15 protein-coding genes and 1 pseudogene are annotated in these 16676 nt (G+C 51.8%); 11 read left to right on the top strand and 5 right to left on the bottom strand.

Annotated features, from left to right (window positions below; translation table 11 throughout):
- Window positions 1-254 precede the first annotated feature (254 nt).
- The 5 genes from ACXIZX_RS22770 (at window position 255) to ACXIZX_RS22750 (ending at window position 4407) form a co-directional block, all read left to right on the top strand.
- Window positions 255-1022 carry a COG4705 family protein gene (locus ACXIZX_RS22770; RefSeq protein WP_479405121.1) on the top strand — a complete coding sequence of 256 codons (768 nt, stop codon included), beginning with the start codon at window positions 255-257 and terminating at the stop codon, window positions 1020-1022.
- A complete protein-coding gene (locus ACXIZX_RS22765) occupies window positions 1019-1687 on the top strand; it encodes a response regulator (RefSeq protein WP_479405120.1) in 669 nt (222 codons plus the stop codon). The genes ACXIZX_RS22770 and ACXIZX_RS22765 overlap by 4 nt, the downstream gene beginning before the upstream one ends.
- Window positions 1663-3018: an ATP-binding protein gene (locus ACXIZX_RS22760; RefSeq protein WP_479405119.1), complete on the top strand. Its 1356-nt coding sequence runs from the start codon at window positions 1663-1665 to the stop codon at window positions 3016-3018. The genes ACXIZX_RS22765 and ACXIZX_RS22760 overlap by 25 nt, the downstream gene beginning before the upstream one ends.
- A gap of 69 nt (window positions 3019-3087) precedes the next feature.
- A complete protein-coding gene (locus ACXIZX_RS22755; RefSeq protein WP_479405118.1) occupies window positions 3088-3645 on the top strand; it encodes an undecaprenyl-diphosphatase in 558 nt (185 codons plus the stop codon).
- 9 nt (window positions 3646-3654) lie between these two features.
- Window positions 3655-4407, top strand: a complete 753-nt coding sequence (locus tag ACXIZX_RS22750) for a phosphatase PAP2 family protein (protein ID WP_479405117.1) — start codon at window positions 3655-3657, stop codon at window positions 4405-4407.
- Between the two features lie 360 nt (window positions 4408-4767).
- Here ACXIZX_RS22750 and ACXIZX_RS22745 read toward each other — a convergent pair whose 3' ends face one another.
- Together ACXIZX_RS22745 and ACXIZX_RS22740 are read right to left on the bottom strand one after the other, a co-directional pair.
- Window positions 4768-5862: an ABC transporter substrate-binding protein gene (locus tag ACXIZX_RS22745; protein ID WP_479405116.1), complete on the bottom strand. Its 1095-nt coding sequence runs from the start codon at window positions 5860-5862 to the stop codon at window positions 4768-4770.
- Between the two features lie 47 nt (window positions 5863-5909).
- Window positions 5910-8033 (bottom strand): TonB-dependent siderophore receptor, encoded by a 2124-nt coding sequence (locus tag ACXIZX_RS22740; RefSeq protein ID WP_479405115.1) that lies wholly within the window; start codon window positions 8031-8033, stop codon window positions 5910-5912.
- 405 nt (window positions 8034-8438) lie between these two features.
- Here ACXIZX_RS22740 and ACXIZX_RS22735 point away from each other — a divergent pair, with 405 nt between their 5' ends.
- The 4 genes and pseudogenes from ACXIZX_RS22735 to ACXIZX_RS22720 all read left to right on the top strand — a co-directional run.
- Window positions 8439-9350 carry a MurR/RpiR family transcriptional regulator gene (locus ACXIZX_RS22735; protein ID WP_479405114.1) on the top strand — a complete coding sequence of 304 codons (912 nt, stop codon included), beginning with the start codon at window positions 8439-8441 and terminating at the stop codon, window positions 9348-9350.
- Window positions 9351-9364: 14 nt separating this feature from the next.
- A complete protein-coding gene (gene fetA / locus ACXIZX_RS22730; protein WP_479405113.1) occupies window positions 9365-10033 on the top strand; it encodes an iron efflux ABC transporter ATP-binding subunit FetA in 669 nt (222 codons plus the stop codon).
- Window positions 10020-10781, top strand: coding sequence for an iron efflux ABC transporter permease subunit FetB (gene fetB, locus ACXIZX_RS22725; RefSeq protein ID WP_154156813.1), 762 nt, complete (start codon window positions 10020-10022; stop codon window positions 10779-10781). The genes fetA and fetB overlap by 14 nt, the downstream gene beginning before the upstream one ends.
- Before the next feature lie 19 nt (window positions 10782-10800).
- A pseudogene (locus tag ACXIZX_RS22720) lies at window positions 10801-10983 on the top strand (NADH:flavin oxidoreductase/NADH oxidase); the annotation flags it as partial.
- An 89-nt stretch (window positions 10984-11072) separates the two neighbouring features.
- Here ACXIZX_RS22720 and ACXIZX_RS22715 read toward each other — a convergent pair.
- The 3 genes from ACXIZX_RS22715 to ACXIZX_RS22705 form a co-directional block, all read right to left on the bottom strand.
- On the bottom strand, window positions 11073-11348 hold the full coding sequence (locus ACXIZX_RS22715) for a hypothetical protein (protein WP_154156816.1): 276 nt from the start codon (window positions 11346-11348) through the stop codon (window positions 11073-11075).
- Window positions 11349-11455: 107 nt separating this feature from the next.
- The gene (locus ACXIZX_RS22710) at window positions 11456-12439 is read right to left on the bottom strand and encodes an aldo/keto reductase (protein WP_479405112.1); all 984 of its coding nucleotides are present in this window, start codon (window positions 12437-12439) and stop codon (window positions 11456-11458) included.
- 326 nt (window positions 12440-12765) lie between these two features.
- Window positions 12766-13860: an NADH:flavin oxidoreductase/NADH oxidase gene (locus ACXIZX_RS22705; protein ID WP_479405111.1), complete on the bottom strand. Its 1095-nt coding sequence runs from the start codon at window positions 13858-13860 to the stop codon at window positions 12766-12768.
- A 180-nt stretch (window positions 13861-14040) separates the two neighbouring features.
- Here ACXIZX_RS22705 and ACXIZX_RS22700 point away from each other — a divergent pair, with 180 nt between their 5' ends.
- Together ACXIZX_RS22700 and ACXIZX_RS22695 are read left to right on the top strand one after the other, a co-directional pair.
- Window positions 14041-14949, top strand: a complete 909-nt coding sequence (locus ACXIZX_RS22700; protein WP_479405110.1) for an AraC family transcriptional regulator — start codon at window positions 14041-14043, stop codon at window positions 14947-14949.
- Window positions 14950-15193: 244 nt separating this feature from the next.
- Complete coding sequence (locus ACXIZX_RS22695) at window positions 15194-16666, top strand: OmpA family protein (protein WP_479405109.1); 1473 nt, start codon at window positions 15194-15196, stop codon at window positions 16664-16666.
- Window positions 16667-16676 lie beyond the last annotated feature (10 nt).

Raw genomic sequence — 16676 nt, 5'->3', positions numbered from 1 at the left:
AAGCTTAAGAAACTAAGGTTAAGTGAACCTTAAGCATTATCACAAATCCGTCATAAACCAATAAAATAATGATTTTTAAGGTTATTTTACACTCAGTTTTTGCATGGTAACGCAGCGCTGACAGCGTCTATCGGCGTGAAGCTTAAAATCAGATTAAAAATCAGGCGGCAGAAAATTAATTCTTTGCGCATTTTAAGGGAGTTTTAAGTTTACCTCGGCATTGTGTGGTTAACACGCTGACGGGGAATGTCCACATGACCGATAATTTGACCGACCTGAAAACCAAAGTGCCGCAGGCGACGTTGCTGTTCTGGGCGTTAAAAATGATGTCTACCACAGTAGGTGAAACCGGTGCTGACTGGATCAATTTTGGTCTCGGTTTTGGCCTGGTACATACCTCAATCATTGCCGCCGGATTGTTTGTCGTCGCGCTTATTTTTCAACTTAAATCGCCGCGTTATATTCCGTGGCTTTACTGGCTCACCGTCTTATTAGTCAGCATTACCGGTACCTTAATCACCGATTATTTAACCGACCAAATGCAAGTGCCGCTGCTTTATTCCGTGGCGATGTTTGGCTCCGCGCTGGTAATGGTGTTGATGTTCTGGCATCGCTCGGAAGGCACGCTGGAGTTCGCTGCGATTAATACCACCAGCCGCGAACTCTATTACTGGCTCGCCATCATGATCACCTTTGCCTTTGGTACGGCGTTGGGTGATGCCCTGGCAGAGCGACTTGGCCTCGGTTATATCTCCACCACCATGCTGTTCGCCGTACTGATCGCCATCTCCGGCTTCCTGTGGCGTATCCGGGCAATCAGCGCCGTGGCCTGTTTCTGGTGCGTGTATGTGCTGACCCGGCCACTTGGCGCCGCGCTGGCCGATCTCTTCTCACAACCGATTAAGCAGGGCGGTCTCGGCTATGGCACCACACCGGTGAACCTCATCTTCCTGATTGCGATGGTGGCATTAATTGTGGTTTCGGGTGTGTTTTCACGCTCCTCACCTCAGGATCAACCATGAGAGTGCTGCTGGTTGAAGATGACCAGATGATCGGTTGCGCCGTGCAAGCCGCGCTCAAGGATGCTTCTTACGCCGCCGATTGGGTGCGTGATGGGGAACAAGCGTTACTTAGCTTGAGAACCCATGACTACGATCTGGTGCTGCTTGACCTCGGATTACCGGCAAAAAATGGCTTTGAGGTGCTCGATGAAGTGCGGCGCTCGGGCAATCAGGTGGCGCTGGTGGTGGTGACGGCGCGTGATGCGCTAGAAGATCGCCTGCATGGCCTTGATGCCGGAGCCGATGATTATTTGCTGAAACCCTTTGAGATGAGCGAACTGCTGGCGCGTGCCAGAGCGGTGATGCGCCGCAAAGCAGGGCATGCAACCTCGCTGTTAAGCAATGGCGAGCTGATGCTCAATCCTGCCACGCGCGAGGTGCAACACCGCGATCGCGAGGAAAAATTCACCCTTTCCAGCCGCGAGTATGCGTTGTTGCAAGCTTTGCTGATGCAGCCGGGGCAGATTTTCTCGCGCAGCGAACTGGAGGAGAAAATCTACGGCTGGGGCGAGGAGATTGAGAGCAACGCGGTGGAGTATTTTATCCATGCGCTGCGGAAAAAACTGGGCAGCGACGCCATCAAAAACATTCGGGGCGTGGGATGGAAAGTCTCAAAAAAAGACTAAGCGACTCCGCGCAATTTCGGCTGTCATTTGTTCTGTGTATGGCGGTGGTCGGCATTGCGTTGCTGTGTGGCGTGCTCGGTTTTCTCTCGGCATGGGATGAAGCGCACGAACTGCAGGATTCATCGCTGCAGCAGATTGCCAGCCTGGCAAAAGATGACCTGCTCGCGCCGCGCAACAGCAATTTCGTTAGTCCGCCGCTACAGGATGAAGAGGCATCACGCATTATCGTGCACTTCATCTTTCCCGTGGCACAAGGGATGGAACCGGTATCGCAAGATGCTTTTTCCTCGCTTGCCTCGCTGCCGGCCGGGTTTTACACCACGCGCATCAATCGGCACGTCTATCGCGTGTTGATTGAGGAGTTGCATGATGGCCTGCGCGTCGCCGTCGCGCAGCGGGCTTCGGTGCGACAGAGCGTGGCGCTGTCATCCGCGCTGCGCACGCTGGTGCCGTTCTGCATTCTGTTTCCGGTTTTGCTCTATCTGGTGGCCGATTTGGTGAGAAAGATTTTTCGCCCAATACGTAAGCTGGCAGATGCCGTCGATGCGCAACGCGATGGCCTGAGCATGGCGTTAAGCAGTGAATTTATACCGCGTGAGATCATGCCGTTTATCACCGCCATCAATCAGTTATTACAACGATCGGCGGAATCGGTGGAGCGGCAGCGGCGGTTTGTGGCGGATGCGGCGCATGAACTGCGTTCGCCACTGACTGCTTTGATGTTGCAGGCCGAAAGGCTTGATGCCAGCGATCTTTCTACCGAGAGTCGCGCCCGGCTAATGCAATTACGTGCCGGGATGAAACGCACTAGCACCTTGGTTGAGCAGTTGCTGAGCCTGAGCCGGGCGCAAAATGGGGAAGTGGGCAATCTGCCGCCGGTTGAATCCATCGCGGTGTTTACGGTGGTTAAGCAGGTGGTTTCCGATTTGCTGCCGCTGGCGGAGCAGAAATCCATCGATATTGGCGTGGTGGGGAATAGCGAGGCGTCAATTATTGCCCGGCCATCGGAACTCTACACGCTACTACGCAATATTTTGCATAACGCCATCCAATATACGCCGTTAGCAGGGAAGGTGGATATTACGATTAATCACAGCGCAGCCAGTCTTTTTATCGATATTGAAGACAGCGGTCCGGGCATTGCTGTTGATAAAAGAGAACGGGTATTTGACGCATTTTATCGCATTGAAGGAAGCGCTATTTCTGGCTCTGGTTTGGGATTGTCTATTGTCAGCGCCATTGTGACGCGCATGAAAGGGCAAGTGAAGCTCACTGCAGCAACGTCCTCAGCGACGGGGCTGAAGGTGAGCATTGCTTTACCACTTAATTAATTTTCATAAGGAATAAATATGATTCTCACTTCAGAGACAGCAGAGAATATTAATGACTCGCTCTTTCTTATGATTAACGCACCGGCGCATGCCTCGAGCTTGTTATTAACATTAGGAAATATCTGCGCTTCGTGGTTAATTTTTATTTTTCCGCTGAGCTTGCTGGTCTATTGGTTTAGTTTTAAACCGGAAAATCAACGCGTGGCAATGCAGGCGCTTACCGCTGGCATCGTGGCATTGTGCGTGAATATGGTTATCGGTTATTTCTTTCCGCATCCAAGGCCGTTTATGGTGCCGATTGGCCACACTTTCCTTAGTCATGCTGCTGATGCCTCTTTCCCGAGCGATCATATGACGCTGGCCTGCGCCATTACCTTCAGTTTGCTGTTCAGCAGAAAAATTCAGGCTGGCTTGAGCCTGCTGCTGCTGAGTCTGTTTATTGCCTGGGGACGTATTTATATGGGCGTGCATTTTCCGGCCGATATGCTGGGTTCAATCACGGTGGCGTTATTGTGTAGCTGGAGCGTGAAAAAAGCAGAAAACCGTTTAGAACCGCTTTTTGCTCACCTTTATCGACTAAATAATTCTCTCTTCGGTCATCTGCGGATTAACCGGGAAAAAAGCTGAGTCGCTATCATGGTGATTGAAACCCGGCGAATTATTCGCAATCCCTATCTCTTATTAATCGTCTGTTGTGCGGTGCTGCTTGGTATTCCGCTCAGTGCATGGGTGCTGCACTGGAATTGGAATGCCAGCCAGCAATCAGCGGGGCTATTTGGCTTTTATCTGCTGACGCAAACTGTTTCACGACCTTATGGCATCATTACCGCCGCTTTGCTGGTGTGCGCGGTAATCTATGCATTGCGTATTCGCAAAGCCGAATGGTTTAAATATGCTGTGGTGCTGTTACTGCCGATTATTTTGGGTCAGTTAGCCGTGAATATGATTAAGAGAACCACGCCTGAACCACGACCTTACATTGTATGGTTGAGCCAGACAGACAGCGAGATAGACCGTCATTTTTATCAGGTGGATAGTGCAGAGCGGCAGGCAATGTTGAGTAAGCGGTTAGAGAGCATCAGCGTTATTCCGCAGTGGCAGAAGCAGCATTGGCTGAATCAAACCGATTCAGCCTTTCCGTCGGGGCATACGGTGTTTGCTGCCACCTGGGCGCTGATGGCGGTGAGTTTACTGCTCGCGCGCGGGAAAAGGCTGTTGGCCACGATCATCATGCTGTGGGCGATGGGCGTGATCATCAGCCGTCTTTTATTGGGCATGCATTGGCCCGGCGATCTCTTTACCTCAATCATGATTGCGTTTTATTTGAGTCTTCCTGCGGTTTATTTTCTGTGTCGTGAGGGAAGCAGAAGAAAAGCGCCATCTCTTTAAACGTTACTCAAAGCGATAATTTCATTTGCGCCAGTTTATCGAAGCCCACCGAACAGAAAGGAAAGGGGAGGATGACAAATTTGTCATGTAACTCATGCAGGCAAAAAAAAACGCCACAGCGTGGCGTTTTTAGGCAGAGAACCAAAGGGTGAGAAAACTCACCACGGCGAACGCGCTAACTGCAACCGCCGCATATTCACTGAATGGTCGGGACATCAACAATCTCATCAACATTTCCTCTTAAGGTGAGGCTATTTTCATTAATGAAGATTAAGTGAACCTTAGGTTGAAGAGTGATGTGCGCATAAATGCGCACCCTACGAAACCTGTAGGGTCGCCATTTATGGCGACCGCTTTAACTTATTGATTACGCGTCCAATAGGTTCCTGTTTCAGGCAGTGGCAGAAACTGTTGGTTCATCTCCTTCAGCGTCTCTTCGGGCGAGATATCGTGAAAAAGCGTGGGATGAAACGTTTTGGCAAAAAATTCCGCCACCAGCAAGTGCCACGGACTCATATAAAAGTTCTGCCAAAATGCAGAGGCGTGCTGCTGTTGTACCGCCGATAACACCGAAACGGTCGCATCATTGGAAAGGGCATGCAGGAAGCTTGCACGGGCGGCGGCGGCATTCACCTGCGGTCCGAGCTGCAAAAAGCCGGGTTCGGTGGGCGCTGCTGAACCGGTGGCGATATAGATATCCGGATTTGCCGCGATCACCGCTTCAGGATTAAGTTGCCCAAACACAGCTGGAAAGCGTCCCGCCGCGATATTGTCGCCACCGGCAAACGCGATCAAATCAGCCAGGTTGCCATGCGCCACGGTAGTACAACATTCAGCCTTTTTACCGAGGTGCAACTGCAACATCACTCTGGGACGCTCGCCCTGATAGCTTGCCAGACGTTCACGAATGCGCTGCATATGCTGCTGGTAAAACGCAATAAAGCGTTCACTTTTCGCCTCATCGTTCAACGCAGTTCCCAGCGTGCGCAGGCTGCTCACGGTGTTTTTCAGCGGATCGACGCGAAAATCGAGAAACAGCACCGGAATGCTTGCCGACGCCAACTGCTGCATAAAGGCTGAGTTATTCGGCGGCGTGCGCGCATACACCGGCAAAATTACCAGATCCGGTTGCAGGGCGATGATTTTTTCCACGTTCAGCTGGGAAAAGTTGGAGTTACCGATTTGCGTGATATTGGCGATCTGCGGAAAGGCTTTAACGTAGCGATCCCAGGTTTGCTTATCAAGATTGTGCAGATCGGCGGGCCAGCCCACTACGCGTTTAGCGGGATTTCCCTCTTCTACCAGCGCCAGCGTATAGATCATCCGGCTTTCACCAATCACCAGGCGCTGCGGATTATCCGGAACCTCTACTTTGCGGCCCAAACTGTCGGTGAGCATTTTGCCCTGAGCGGTCCAGGGCAGAAACAGCAGCAATGCCAGCAATATTCGTCTCATTATTCTGCTCTCTGATGGCTCCGCCCACGACGGCGGAGCGAATCATGTTAGAAATCGACTGACGCCTGCAGATACATCACGCGCGGCTCACCTTCAATTACGCGCAGATTACCGGCGCTGGATTCGTAATATTCACGGTTAAGCAGATTCTTCACGTTCAGCTTCAACTGCGTATGTTTACCGATCAGCTGGCTATCCCAGGCGATAAAGGCATCCGCCACGGTATAAGCCGGCATCACAAAGCTGTTTTCCGGATCGCCTGCCCGCGTACCGACATAACGCCCACCGCCGCCGAGGCGCAATTCACCCGGCAACCATGAGAAGCGCAGCGTGTGACTCAGATACAAACTGCCCATGTTGGTTGGGGCATTCACCAGGCGGTTGCCGACGTTGTCTGGGTTCACGTTGTCCGCCACGATTTCGGTTTTGTCGTAGCTGTAGTTGGCAATCAGATTCCAGTCCGGCGTAATTTCGCCGTTGATCTCCAGTTCAGCGCCGGTTGAGCGCGCTTTCGGGATATTACGCGTCACGCCGTTGATGAAAATCGACATATCGGTCTCATCAATGCGATACAGCGCCAGGGTTGCGGCCAGATTTGGCCCCACTTGCCACTTCGATCCCACTTCCCAGGTGCTGCCTTTTTCGGTGGATGCCACATCGCCGTTATCATCGGTTTGCGTCGAAGGCGTAAACGATTTGCTGTAGCTGCCATAAAGCGACACATCCGGTAAAACCTTATACACCACGCCTACTTGCGGCAGGAAGGCGTTACCGCGATCGTTGAGCGTTGTCTCTGGATTTATAAAGCCATTACTGGAAGTTTGCGTATAGCGTTGGAATCTGCCTCCCAAAACGGCAATCCATTTGTCGGTGAGATGGATGCTGTCTTTAGCAAATAGCGAACGGCTATACAGATTAGTGCGCAGGTTGCTGATGCTGTCGTTGTAGGTGCTGTCGCTGAGAATCGGTTCTTGACCGTAAACCGGATTGTACATATTGAAGCTGCGTGAAACGCTGCCGCGATAGGATCGCGCTTTGTAGGTTTCATTCTGCTCATAATCGACGCCTAGCAGCAGATCATGTTGCATACCCGCAAGGGTTGGCGACCCACTAATGTCCCAGGATACGTATTCGGTTTGATGGTTGAAACCACGGTTGGCATCGGCTCGACGTGAGACGATACCGGTGCTGGTGTTAATTGCAGTGGCGCGCACTTCGTTGCTGTCATAACGGCGCTGCATCCAGCCGTAATTGAGGTGCGTTTCCCATACGTCATCGAGGTTATAGCCGTAGCTCACGTTAAGGCGTTTGTTTTTGCCCCATGCATGGTTGGCATAGTCGTCCAGACGACGGTTATAAGGAATATCAACCGGTTTGCCGCCAATAAACGCCGTGCCACGGTCATAAGGCACGTCATATTTATACTCGACGTAACTGACGTTGAAATTGGCACGATCGCCGTACCAGCTTAGCGAAGGGGCCAGCAGCGTGTGTTCATTGACACCAAAATTGCGCCAGTAATCCTCGCGCTGGCGTTCAGCCACCATGCGGAAGGCGAAACCGTTGCCGAGCGGTCCGGTGACATCGACCATGCCGGTGCCGCCGCCGAAGCTGCTGGATTCACCGCTGATATGCGTATTCCATTGGTACTGCGGCTTTTTACTCACCAGATTGATGATGCCGCCGGGATTGAGAATGCCGTACAACAGCGATGATGATCCCTTCAGCACTTCGACATGATCGATGCTGGAATCCATGGTCAATCCCTGATTGCTGCGCACGCCATCAATGAAGATTGAACCATCGGTGTTGGATCCGAAACCGCGTTTAACGAAGCCGTCTTCGGTGCCGCCCAGCGTGTTGCCCTGCGTCACGCCGCTGACAAACTTCACTGCATCGTTGAGGCTGGTGACCTGATAATCCTTCATTACCTGCGGTGTCACCACGCTGATGGATTGCGGTGTTTCACTGCGCGGTGTCGCAGTGCGTAACGTGGCTGCCGCGTCATCCTGGTTGTAACTGCTGGTGGAAGAGGGATGTTCGGCCGTGACGGTTAAAGTTTGATCGGCTGCAGCGGCAGAAGCGCTATACAGCAAGGTCGAAGCCAGTAAAACCTGAGAGCCAGAGAGCGTATATTTTACCGCTGGTGAAAAACAACAAAGACACTTCATTAGTTTAAATCCGCATCAAAATAGGAATATTAAGAAGCGCAGATAGTAATGAGATTGATTTTCATTTACAACAAAATTGTGGCGCTAATTTAGCAGGTTATGGTTTTTTTAAATAATTAATGGGTTTGCATCAGATGTTGGAAGATTTATAATTTGCAATATGAAAATATAATGTAGCTATAAAATTCTTTTTTATTCATGTCATTATTGTTATTTTGTAGTAGTCGATGTAGTTTTATTGTCATTATTTTATTTTCACTACATTATTGTCTTGTCGGCAAAGGATATGGTTTCCTGACTTGGTTTTTAAATCTGTTCAATTATTTTAACTATTTAAGGTTTTCTTAATCCTCGCGCCAATAATAGGGTTTTTACGGCGCATTAATTTACAGGTGTTTATCTGCCGTGACCGATTCCACGCCAAAAACCAGTAAACGACCTTACGATCTCTACGGTGAACGTTTCCATGCCTGCAAGCATCAACTCACTCCACGTCTGTTAAAGGTTGCGCACTATATTCATCAGCATCGCAGTGCGGTGCTGGACAAAACCGCACTCGGCATTGCGATTGATACGCAAACCTCTGATGCCACTGTGATTCGCGCGATTCAGGCGCTGGGTTTCTCCGGGTATCGCGATCTCAAAATTGTCATTAGCGAATACCTTGGCGTCACACGGCGTTCCCCTGCGCGTGTAGCCTCAACGGTAAATGAACTGGCGCAGGACGCCAAAGGCAGCATCGATTTTGTGCTGGATAGTTATCGTATCAGCTGTGAAATGCTGGCGGCGCCCGCCAATCGTCAGGCGATTCAACAGGCGATTGATCTGCTGCAACAGGCTGAACGCGTAGCGATTTTTGGCATTGGCGCATCAGCGATTCTGGCGGATTACACCGCACGGTTGTTCAAACGCAATGGCACCTCGGCGTATGTGCTGAACCACACTGGCATTGCGCTGAGCGAACAGATTGCAGAAATGCGCCACGCGGATGTGCTGATCATGCTGGCGCAGAGCAGCGCGCACCCGGAAGGCATGGTTACGCTGGCGGAAGCACAGCGGCTGGGCATCAAGATTGTCCTGCTGACGGCGGCCACCGATTCGATTTTTGCCCAGCATGCCGATGTGATGATTGAAATTCCCCGTAGCCGTTCCGCCGACAAAATGCCGGTGCATGCTACGCCGATGATCTGCCTGGAGATTTTAGTGTTAGGATTGGCCGCTGCCGCACCGGTCGCCACCATGAACAGCATGAGCAAGCTGTATGAAATCAGTAACGCTTTGACGCGCCCCGGCGCGCGCAAATCCGGAACGCCTTAATTTTGGAAGAAAACATGACCACCGATTTTCCCTTGCTGGATGTGCAGGGCGTGACCTTTTCGCTGCAGGGGCGCACGCTGCTGGCGCCCGTTTCGCTGCAACTCAACGCGGGAGAAAGGCTGTTGCTGACCGGTCCTTCGGGCAGCGGTAAAAGCACCTTGCTGAAGATTCTCGCCTCGCTGCTTGAACCGAGCGGCGGGCAGATCCTGTTCGAAAACAACGATATTGCCAGCTTGAAAACCGAACATTATCGGCAACAGGTTTCCTACTGTTTCCAGACGCCGCAACTGTTCGGCGACACGATTTACGACAACCTGGCGCTGCCGTGGCACATCCGCCAGCAGAAACCGTCGCGCGAAAAGCTGGTCGCGTCACTTGCCGATGTGCATTTGGCTGCTGACATGCTCGATAAAAAAATCGAGCAGCTGTCGGGCGGCGAGAAACAGCGCGTAGGCTTGCTGCGCAACCTGCAATTTCTGCCGCAGGTGCTGCTGCTGGATGAAGTCACCAGCGCATTAGATGAAGAGAATAAAGTGATCATCAACGCATTGATTGATTCGCTGGTGCGCGAGAAGCATCTCGCCGTGATCGGCATCAGCCACGATGGGCAAGAGATTCGCGAGGCACAACAGGTGCTGAAACTTGAGGCACCAGAGAAGGGAAGCAACGATGAGCCAGCATAATATTACCGACAGCTCGCTATTACTCTCGCTGCTGCTGGTGGTGATTGCGCTGCTGATCAGCCAGAAAGAGAAGCTCGGCATGAGCAAAGACATCATCTGGAGCGTGTGTCGCGCCATTATCCAACTGGTGATCGTTGGCTATGTGCTCAAGTCGATCTTTGATCTGAATAATGATTGGCTCACCGTGCTGATGGTGCTGTTTATCTGCGTCAATGCGGCGCTCAATGCGCGCAAGCGCAGCCTCAATATCAGCAACGGTTTTGTCATCTCGTTTGTGGCGATTACCACCGGCACCACGCTGACTTTAACCATTCTGCTGCTTAGCGGTGCCATCGAGTTTATCCCGATGCAGGTGATCCCGATCTCCGGGATGATCGCTGGCAATGCGATGGTGGCGGTGGGCCTCTGTTTCAGCAATCTCAACCAACGCTTCAGCGATAACCGGCAAAAAATTCAGGAGATGCTGAGTCTGGGCGCACCGGTAAAAATGGCGTCGGCGCGCTTTATTCGCGACAGCATCCGCGCGGCGATGATTCCCACCGTTGATGGCGCCAAAACCGTGGGATTGGTGAGCTTGCCGGGCATGATGTCAGGGCTGATTTTTGCCGGTATCGATCCGGTAAAGGCGATTAAGTATCAGATTATGGTGACCTTTATGCTGATTGGCACGGCAAGTTTATCCACCATCATCGCCGCCTATTTAGCCTATCGTCGTCTGTATACCGCGCGGGCGCAGCTGAAGTTCTGACCTGAAATTTTACAGCGCAGCGATTGCCAATCAAACCATCGAAAAAGGTCAGCTGGATCTGGTGATGGTGGGGCGCGCGCACCTAAAAAACCCGAACTGGGCATATCAGGCCGCGCTGGCACTGGATAAGAGCGAACCTTCCTGGGTGCTGCCCGCGCCTTACGCGCACTGGCTGGAGCGCTATCGGGTGAGTGAGGCCTAAAACCCCATGTAACCAGGTGCGCATGAATGCGCACCCTACGAAACCCTTGTAGGGTCGCCATTCATGGCGACCGCTCCTCAGGACTGAGCTTACTTGTACGTTACCTCAATGATTTTAAGGTGGTTCACCGATTTAACGCTCACGGTTCCCAGTTGATACGGCAGCGTTTGTTGTGACTGATTGAGCGCAATCGTACGCACTTTATCAACACCTTGGCGCGTGCAGGTAACGGAAGTCCCTTGCTGTTGAGTGGTCGTGGTACAGGCCGGTTCAACAATCGCACCGCTAAAGTAGATCGTGCCACTCTCCGCCATAGCCGTTTGCAGCAGCATCAGGCCTGACAACAAAACCAAGACTTTACACATAGGCTATCCTCCAGAACGTCTAAAAGGATTTTCGTCCTCGTATGTTTAAACTTTAGAGGATAAGAAGCGGCTTAGGAAAAATCTTGGGTTTTAGGATTCAGGAAAGCTTAGGACGACGGCTGAACGATCTGCATTTGTTGTTTGTTCATCCGCCCACCGTAGACTTTCAGATCAGACAGGGCCTTATTCATTTCGCTTAATTCTGCTGGCGTAAATTGGATATTCACCGCGCTCAGATTTTCATGGAGATGATTGATGTTTCTGGTACCCGGAATCGGCACAATCCAGGGTTTCTGCGCCAGCAACCATGCCAGGGCAATCTGCGCGGACGTGGCATTTTTTTCCGCAGCGATTTTTCTTAGCAGATGCAAAAACGGCTGATTGGCTGCCAGATTTTCAGGTGAGAAGCGATCAAAGCCAGCCCGCAGATCTTTGCTCGCATCAAAATGGGATTGCGCGTTCAGTGTTCCGGTTAAATACCCCATTCCAACCGGTCCCCAGGGAACAAAGCCAATACCCAATGCTTCACAGGTTTGCAGAACGCCATTGTGTTCCGGATCGCGGTTCATTACCGAATACTCTGTCTGGACGGCCGTTACGGCCTGAACAGCATGGGCGCGGCGAATGGTTTCAGGGCTGGCTTCGGAAAGACCAAAATGGAGGATTTTTCCTTCGCTAATCAGATCTTTGATGGTGCCGGCGACGTCTTCTATCGGCACATTCGGATCAACCCGATGCTGATAATAGAGATCGATACGATCGGTTTTCAGTCGGCGAAGCGATTCTTCAACAACCTGACGAATATGCTGAGGCTGGCTGTTTAGTCCACCGTTTTTGATATCAAAGCCAAATTTACTGGCAATGATGACCTGATCACGAATCGGCGCTAATGCTTCTCCAACTAACTCTTCATTGGTATAGGGACCATACACTTCCGCCGTATCGAAGAACGTAACGCCCTTATCATGAGCTTCCCGCAGCGTGCGGATACCCTGCTGACGGTCGGCCGCCGGACCATAGTTGGCACTGATGCTCATGCAGCCTGCACCCAGTGCTGAAACGGTAAGATTACCGAGTTTGCGCGTTGACATAATCTCTCCTGCTTGCGATGAATCGTTATTGTTCTGTGCCCCGGAAGCGACAGATGTGGAGGCGCCCCACGATAGCGAGCTGACCGCCATACCCGCGCTTATTAACGCTGTCCGGGATATAAAACTGCGTCGACTGATTGTTTCAGGCGACCTTGAGAATGCCTCAGCCGAAGCGTCGAACTTGTCTAGTTTCATGGTGATCTCCAGAGGATGAATGACGTTAAGCAGCAGCGCATGAATGCGCACCCTACGAAAAACGCGCCAGTCCTTTGTAGGGTCGCCATTTATGGTGACCGAGAGAAGCTTACTGACGAGCATTAGGGAAATTATTGCGCCCAATTCTTCAGCCAGTACGCATAAGGCACTGGCAGCACTGACTCTGGTGAGCTGATGTTAAGTTCGCGTGCTGCATGGAAAACCCAGTGCGGATTGGCCAAAAGCGTGCGGGCAAAAAACACCAGATCAAGTTTTGCATCCTGGATAAAGTCGTTAGCATCGCTGGCTCTGGTGATCATCCAACTGGTTGCTACCGGAATTCCGCTTTCTCTGCGCACCCATTCAGCGTAGGGAACCATGAAATTTGGCCCCCAAGGTACCTGCTCGTCGGGCGTTGAGAGCGCCAACCCAACATCAATAAAGTCGATACCGGCTTTTTTCAGCCATCGAATGACTTCCAGAGATTCAGCAAAGCTGTGTTCAGGACAGGCATCAAATTCGATGACGCCGAGCCGAGCGGTGAGTGGCAGGTGTGCAGGCCAGACGGACTTTACGGCCTCAACAACATCAAGCATAAAGCGGGCGCGGTTCGCTAAAGAGCCGCCATAGTGATCTTCACGAAGGTTGGTTTTTGATGAAAGGAATGTTTGAGCCAGAAAGCCGTGGGCAAAATGCAGCTCAAGCCATTCAAATCCAGCTTCCGCCGCACGCCGCGCGGCCTCTCTGAAAGCATGAATGGTGTGCTTGATTTCCTCTAAAGACATCTCATGAGGAACGTAATCACTGTCTTGCACATAGGGCACTGCGCTGGCAGCAACCGGAATCCATGCCTTGGGATCCTGTTGATCCAAAGGCGCGCCACCTAGCCACGGAGGAGTGCATCCCGCTTTTCTACCCGCATGCCCAAGCTGAATCCCCGCTACCGCACCGGCTTGTTTGATGGCTGAGGCAACCGAGGCTAATCCTACAGTATGAGCATCGCTCCACAGGCCCAGGTCACCCGGTGTAATACGTCCTTCAGGCAAAACGGCGGTTGCCTCTACGATGAGTAAACCCACGCCTCCGTTTGCCAGCATTGAATAATGTGACTTGTGCCAGTCGTTAATGAGCCCACCGTCAGCCTGATATTGGCACATCGGCGACGCAACGATTCTATTGCGAAGGGTAATATCTTTAAGGGTGTAGGAATCAAATAAACCAGGCATTTTAAGTCTCGGCTTTTCAGATTAAGTGTTGAGCCATTATGGGGCGGCTTTGGCTCGCAAGGCTTGTCAGATCTGCCGAGAGAATTGCCTAAAACGATGCATATGCCTCGAAGAGTACATATTGAATTCTACTGATGATAAAATCGCCTGATTCAATTTTGGGGCGTTTGGTGGGCTTTAATGGTCGATAGTAATTTGAATGCTGGCGTTGGAGATTTGGCTGCGCTGATTAGCAAGATTGCCCAAAACGAGGGGGATCACTCAACCGCTATAGCTTCACTCTCGGTTCATCGCCGCAATATGGCAACGTTGCCCGTGCACTGTATTTATCAGATGGGTTTAGGTGTGGTGGTGCAGGGTGCAAAAGAGATCATGCTGGCGGGGAAACCGACGCATTACAGTGCGGGCGAATCTCTGCTCACCACCATCGATTTGCCGGTGGTATCGCATGTGACTCGGGCTAGCCAGCGCGAGCCTTTTCTAGGCTTGATGTTAACCTTTGATCCTCGCATGGTGGTGCAGATTGCCGCGCTGATGCCACCCGCCAAGCCCATTAAGGAAATACCACTCAATCCACTCTCTGTCGAACCTCTGGATGAGGGGTTGATTGATGCGTTAAGCCGCTTAATTAAGCTACTTGATGAGCCGGATTTGATGGCTCATCTTGAACCGCTTATCCAGCAAGAAATTGTGATGCGTTTATTAGCCAGCAACCACGGTCCACAGTTAAGACATATGGCGACTGCCGGTTCACCCAGTCAGAACATTTCCAGGATCGTTGGCTGGCTGAAGCAAAACTTCACGCGGCCTGTCAGCATGGAAGAACTGGCAGCGAATGCTTTTATGAGTCCATCGACGTTTCGTCAGCATTTTCGCGCTATGACCGGTGTCAGCCCTTTGCAATACCAGAAAAAGCTACGACTCCAGGAAGCCAGACAGCAGATGTTGAGCAAAAACCTCGATGCCAACAGCGCGGCGTTAATGGTTGGTTATGAGAGTGCATCGCAGTTCAGCCGTGAATACAGACGCGAGTTTGGCGAATCTCCGCAAAGAGATATCAAACGCATGCGTTTATCTGAAGAAGGATAAAGGGTATTCGCTGCCTATTGCCTGCGGTGATTGGATAATATCGCTAATCGTAATTTCTTTATAACCTCCCACAGTATCCAGTATTCGTCTTCTATCTCCTTGAATAAAAAAAATTAGCTTCGGACACCTAAAGTCATCGGCATTGCTGCCGATACAAACCTGTGAATTTTTTTTATCAATCAGTCTCAACCATTAATCATTGTTTCCTCCGCACGACAGAGGATTTTTCAATCAAGGATTTGATGTGAATTTACCCTTTTCTAAAAAAGCTGCATCCGTGTTGATCGCCGCTTCTCTGACTTCCAGTTGTGCCTCAATGAATGATTTTGCCCGTGATTACGGTACCGCTGCCGGTTGTATCGGCGGTGCCGCATTGGGCGGCGGCATTACTTACCTCGTCACTCATGATGCAAAGAAAGCGCTGGTGGGTGGACTGGCGGGCGGCGTGGCGGGATGCGTGGTCGGGAACGTTTGGCAGAATCGTGAACAGGCGCTGGCTAAAGTCGCCCAGGAAGAAAAAATTCGCATCAGCACTCAGGCACTCAAGGCGCAGGAGAACAGCAAGCAGGAGCCGGTGGGGATTGTTGCACAAGTTGAGGACGGCACCATGTTCGCCATCGACAGTGCCGAACTGACCAGCAGCGGCATGCGTCAGGTGCAAAAAATTGCTGCGGCGATGAAAGGCGGCCAGCAATCTTCCAGCGATGTTTTGCTGGTGGTTGGACATACGGACGCCACTGGCAACGCCGAACACAATCAGCAACTTTCTGAAGCGCGTGCCCGCAACGTTGGGCTGGTGCTGGAGCAAAGTGGCATCAAAGCCAGCCAGCTCTATTTCCAGGGCGTGGGTTCCTCACGTCCATTGGCGGATAACGATTCCATTTCGGGTCGGGCACAAAACCGCCGGGTTGAAATCGTGGCGTTAGCGAATGAAACGCTGCTGCGCCAACGTCTGGCGCTAGAGAGCAACAACCCACTCTATTTACGTCACAGCTCTGCGGCTGAAAGCACGCTGGCGCGCACTTCAACCACCAAGACGGCGCCACGTAAAACGAGCAACAAGGCTGCGACACAAAACGCAGAAGTAAAAGCGCCGGAAGTGGTGACCCAACCGACACAAGCCATCGCTGAGAGCAATCCCGCTAACTTTGTTGATTTTGGTGGCAAGCCCACCAGCGCACAGGTCACGGGTCTCGCCAGCAACTTAAAGCCGCTGTCACAAGGTTTCAGCCTGATTAGCCAGGCGCAAGCCAGCAGCGTCAGCGGTAGCTGTCTCACCGATCTTCCTCGCGTCAGCGGACTGGCAAAGAATTTAGCCAGCGGTAAAGCCATCGACCAGCATGATACGCGCGAATATCTGCCCAATATGAACGGGCGCGCCTGGGCGGGATTGGTGAATGGCAACCTGGTAACTTTGACGCCGGTATTTGTTCTCAAAGACGGTGCAGTGGTGACGCAAAACCCACAAGTGCTGATCACGCCGAACTACGCGCAGGGTAATCGCAAAGCGCTGCAAGGCATGGCGAGTGTCGCCAACAGTTGGGAAGGGGAAGACAGCATTCTCTACCGCGTCTACATTGCCGATGCCCAGCAACAACCGATCTCCTGCGTCGACCTGTTGCTGCCAAAGTCGGGCAAGCCTGCGCAACAAGGACAACTTTTCTACAGCAACCATCGTCAGCCGTGGCTGGCCAATTACGCACCTCAGCGTGGATAAACGGATAACT

Source organism: Candidatus Pantoea symbiotica (assembly GCF_056491525.1).
The sequence above is the reverse complement of the archived record's forward strand: the minus strand, read 5'-3'. Positions and strand labels throughout refer to the sequence as shown.

What these genes read in the sequence shown, in the direction of transcription:
- ACXIZX_RS22765 (WP_479405120.1), top strand. Translation starts at nt 1,019, where the DNA reads ATGAGAGTGCTGCTGGTTGAAGATGACCAGATGATCGGTTGCGCCGTG.
- ACXIZX_RS22770 (WP_479405121.1), top strand. Translation starts at nt 255, where the DNA reads ATGACCGATAATTTGACCGACCTGAAAACCAAAGTGCCGCAGGCGACG.
- fetB (WP_154156813.1), top strand. Translation starts at nt 10,020, where the DNA reads ATGAGCCAGCATAATATTACCGACAGCTCGCTATTACTCTCGCTGCTG.
- ACXIZX_RS22740 (WP_479405115.1), bottom strand. Translation starts at nt 8,033, where the DNA reads ATGAAGTGTCTTTGTTGTTTTTCACCAGCGGTAAAATATACGCTCTCT.
- ACXIZX_RS22700 (WP_479405110.1), top strand. Translation starts at nt 14,041, where the DNA reads ATGGTCGATAGTAATTTGAATGCTGGCGTTGGAGATTTGGCTGCGCTG.
- fetA (WP_479405113.1), top strand. Translation starts at nt 9,365, where the DNA reads ATGACCACCGATTTTCCCTTGCTGGATGTGCAGGGCGTGACCTTTTCG.
- ACXIZX_RS22760 (WP_479405119.1), top strand. Translation starts at nt 1,663, where the DNA reads ATGGAAAGTCTCAAAAAAAGACTAAGCGACTCCGCGCAATTTCGGCTG.
- ACXIZX_RS22710 (WP_479405112.1), bottom strand. Translation starts at nt 12,439, where the DNA reads ATGTCAACGCGCAAACTCGGTAATCTTACCGTTTCAGCACTGGGTGCA.
- ACXIZX_RS22755 (WP_479405118.1), top strand. Translation starts at nt 3,088, where the DNA reads ATGATTAACGCACCGGCGCATGCCTCGAGCTTGTTATTAACATTAGGA.
- ACXIZX_RS22715 (WP_154156816.1), bottom strand. Translation starts at nt 11,348, where the DNA reads ATGTGTAAAGTCTTGGTTTTGTTGTCAGGCCTGATGCTGCTGCAAACG.
- ACXIZX_RS22705 (WP_479405111.1), bottom strand. Translation starts at nt 13,860, where the DNA reads ATGCCTGGTTTATTTGATTCCTACACCCTTAAAGATATTACCCTTCGC.
- ACXIZX_RS22745 (WP_479405116.1), bottom strand. Translation starts at nt 5,862, where the DNA reads ATGAGACGAATATTGCTGGCATTGCTGCTGTTTCTGCCCTGGACCGCT.
- ACXIZX_RS22750 (WP_479405117.1), top strand. Translation starts at nt 3,655, where the DNA reads ATGGTGATTGAAACCCGGCGAATTATTCGCAATCCCTATCTCTTATTA.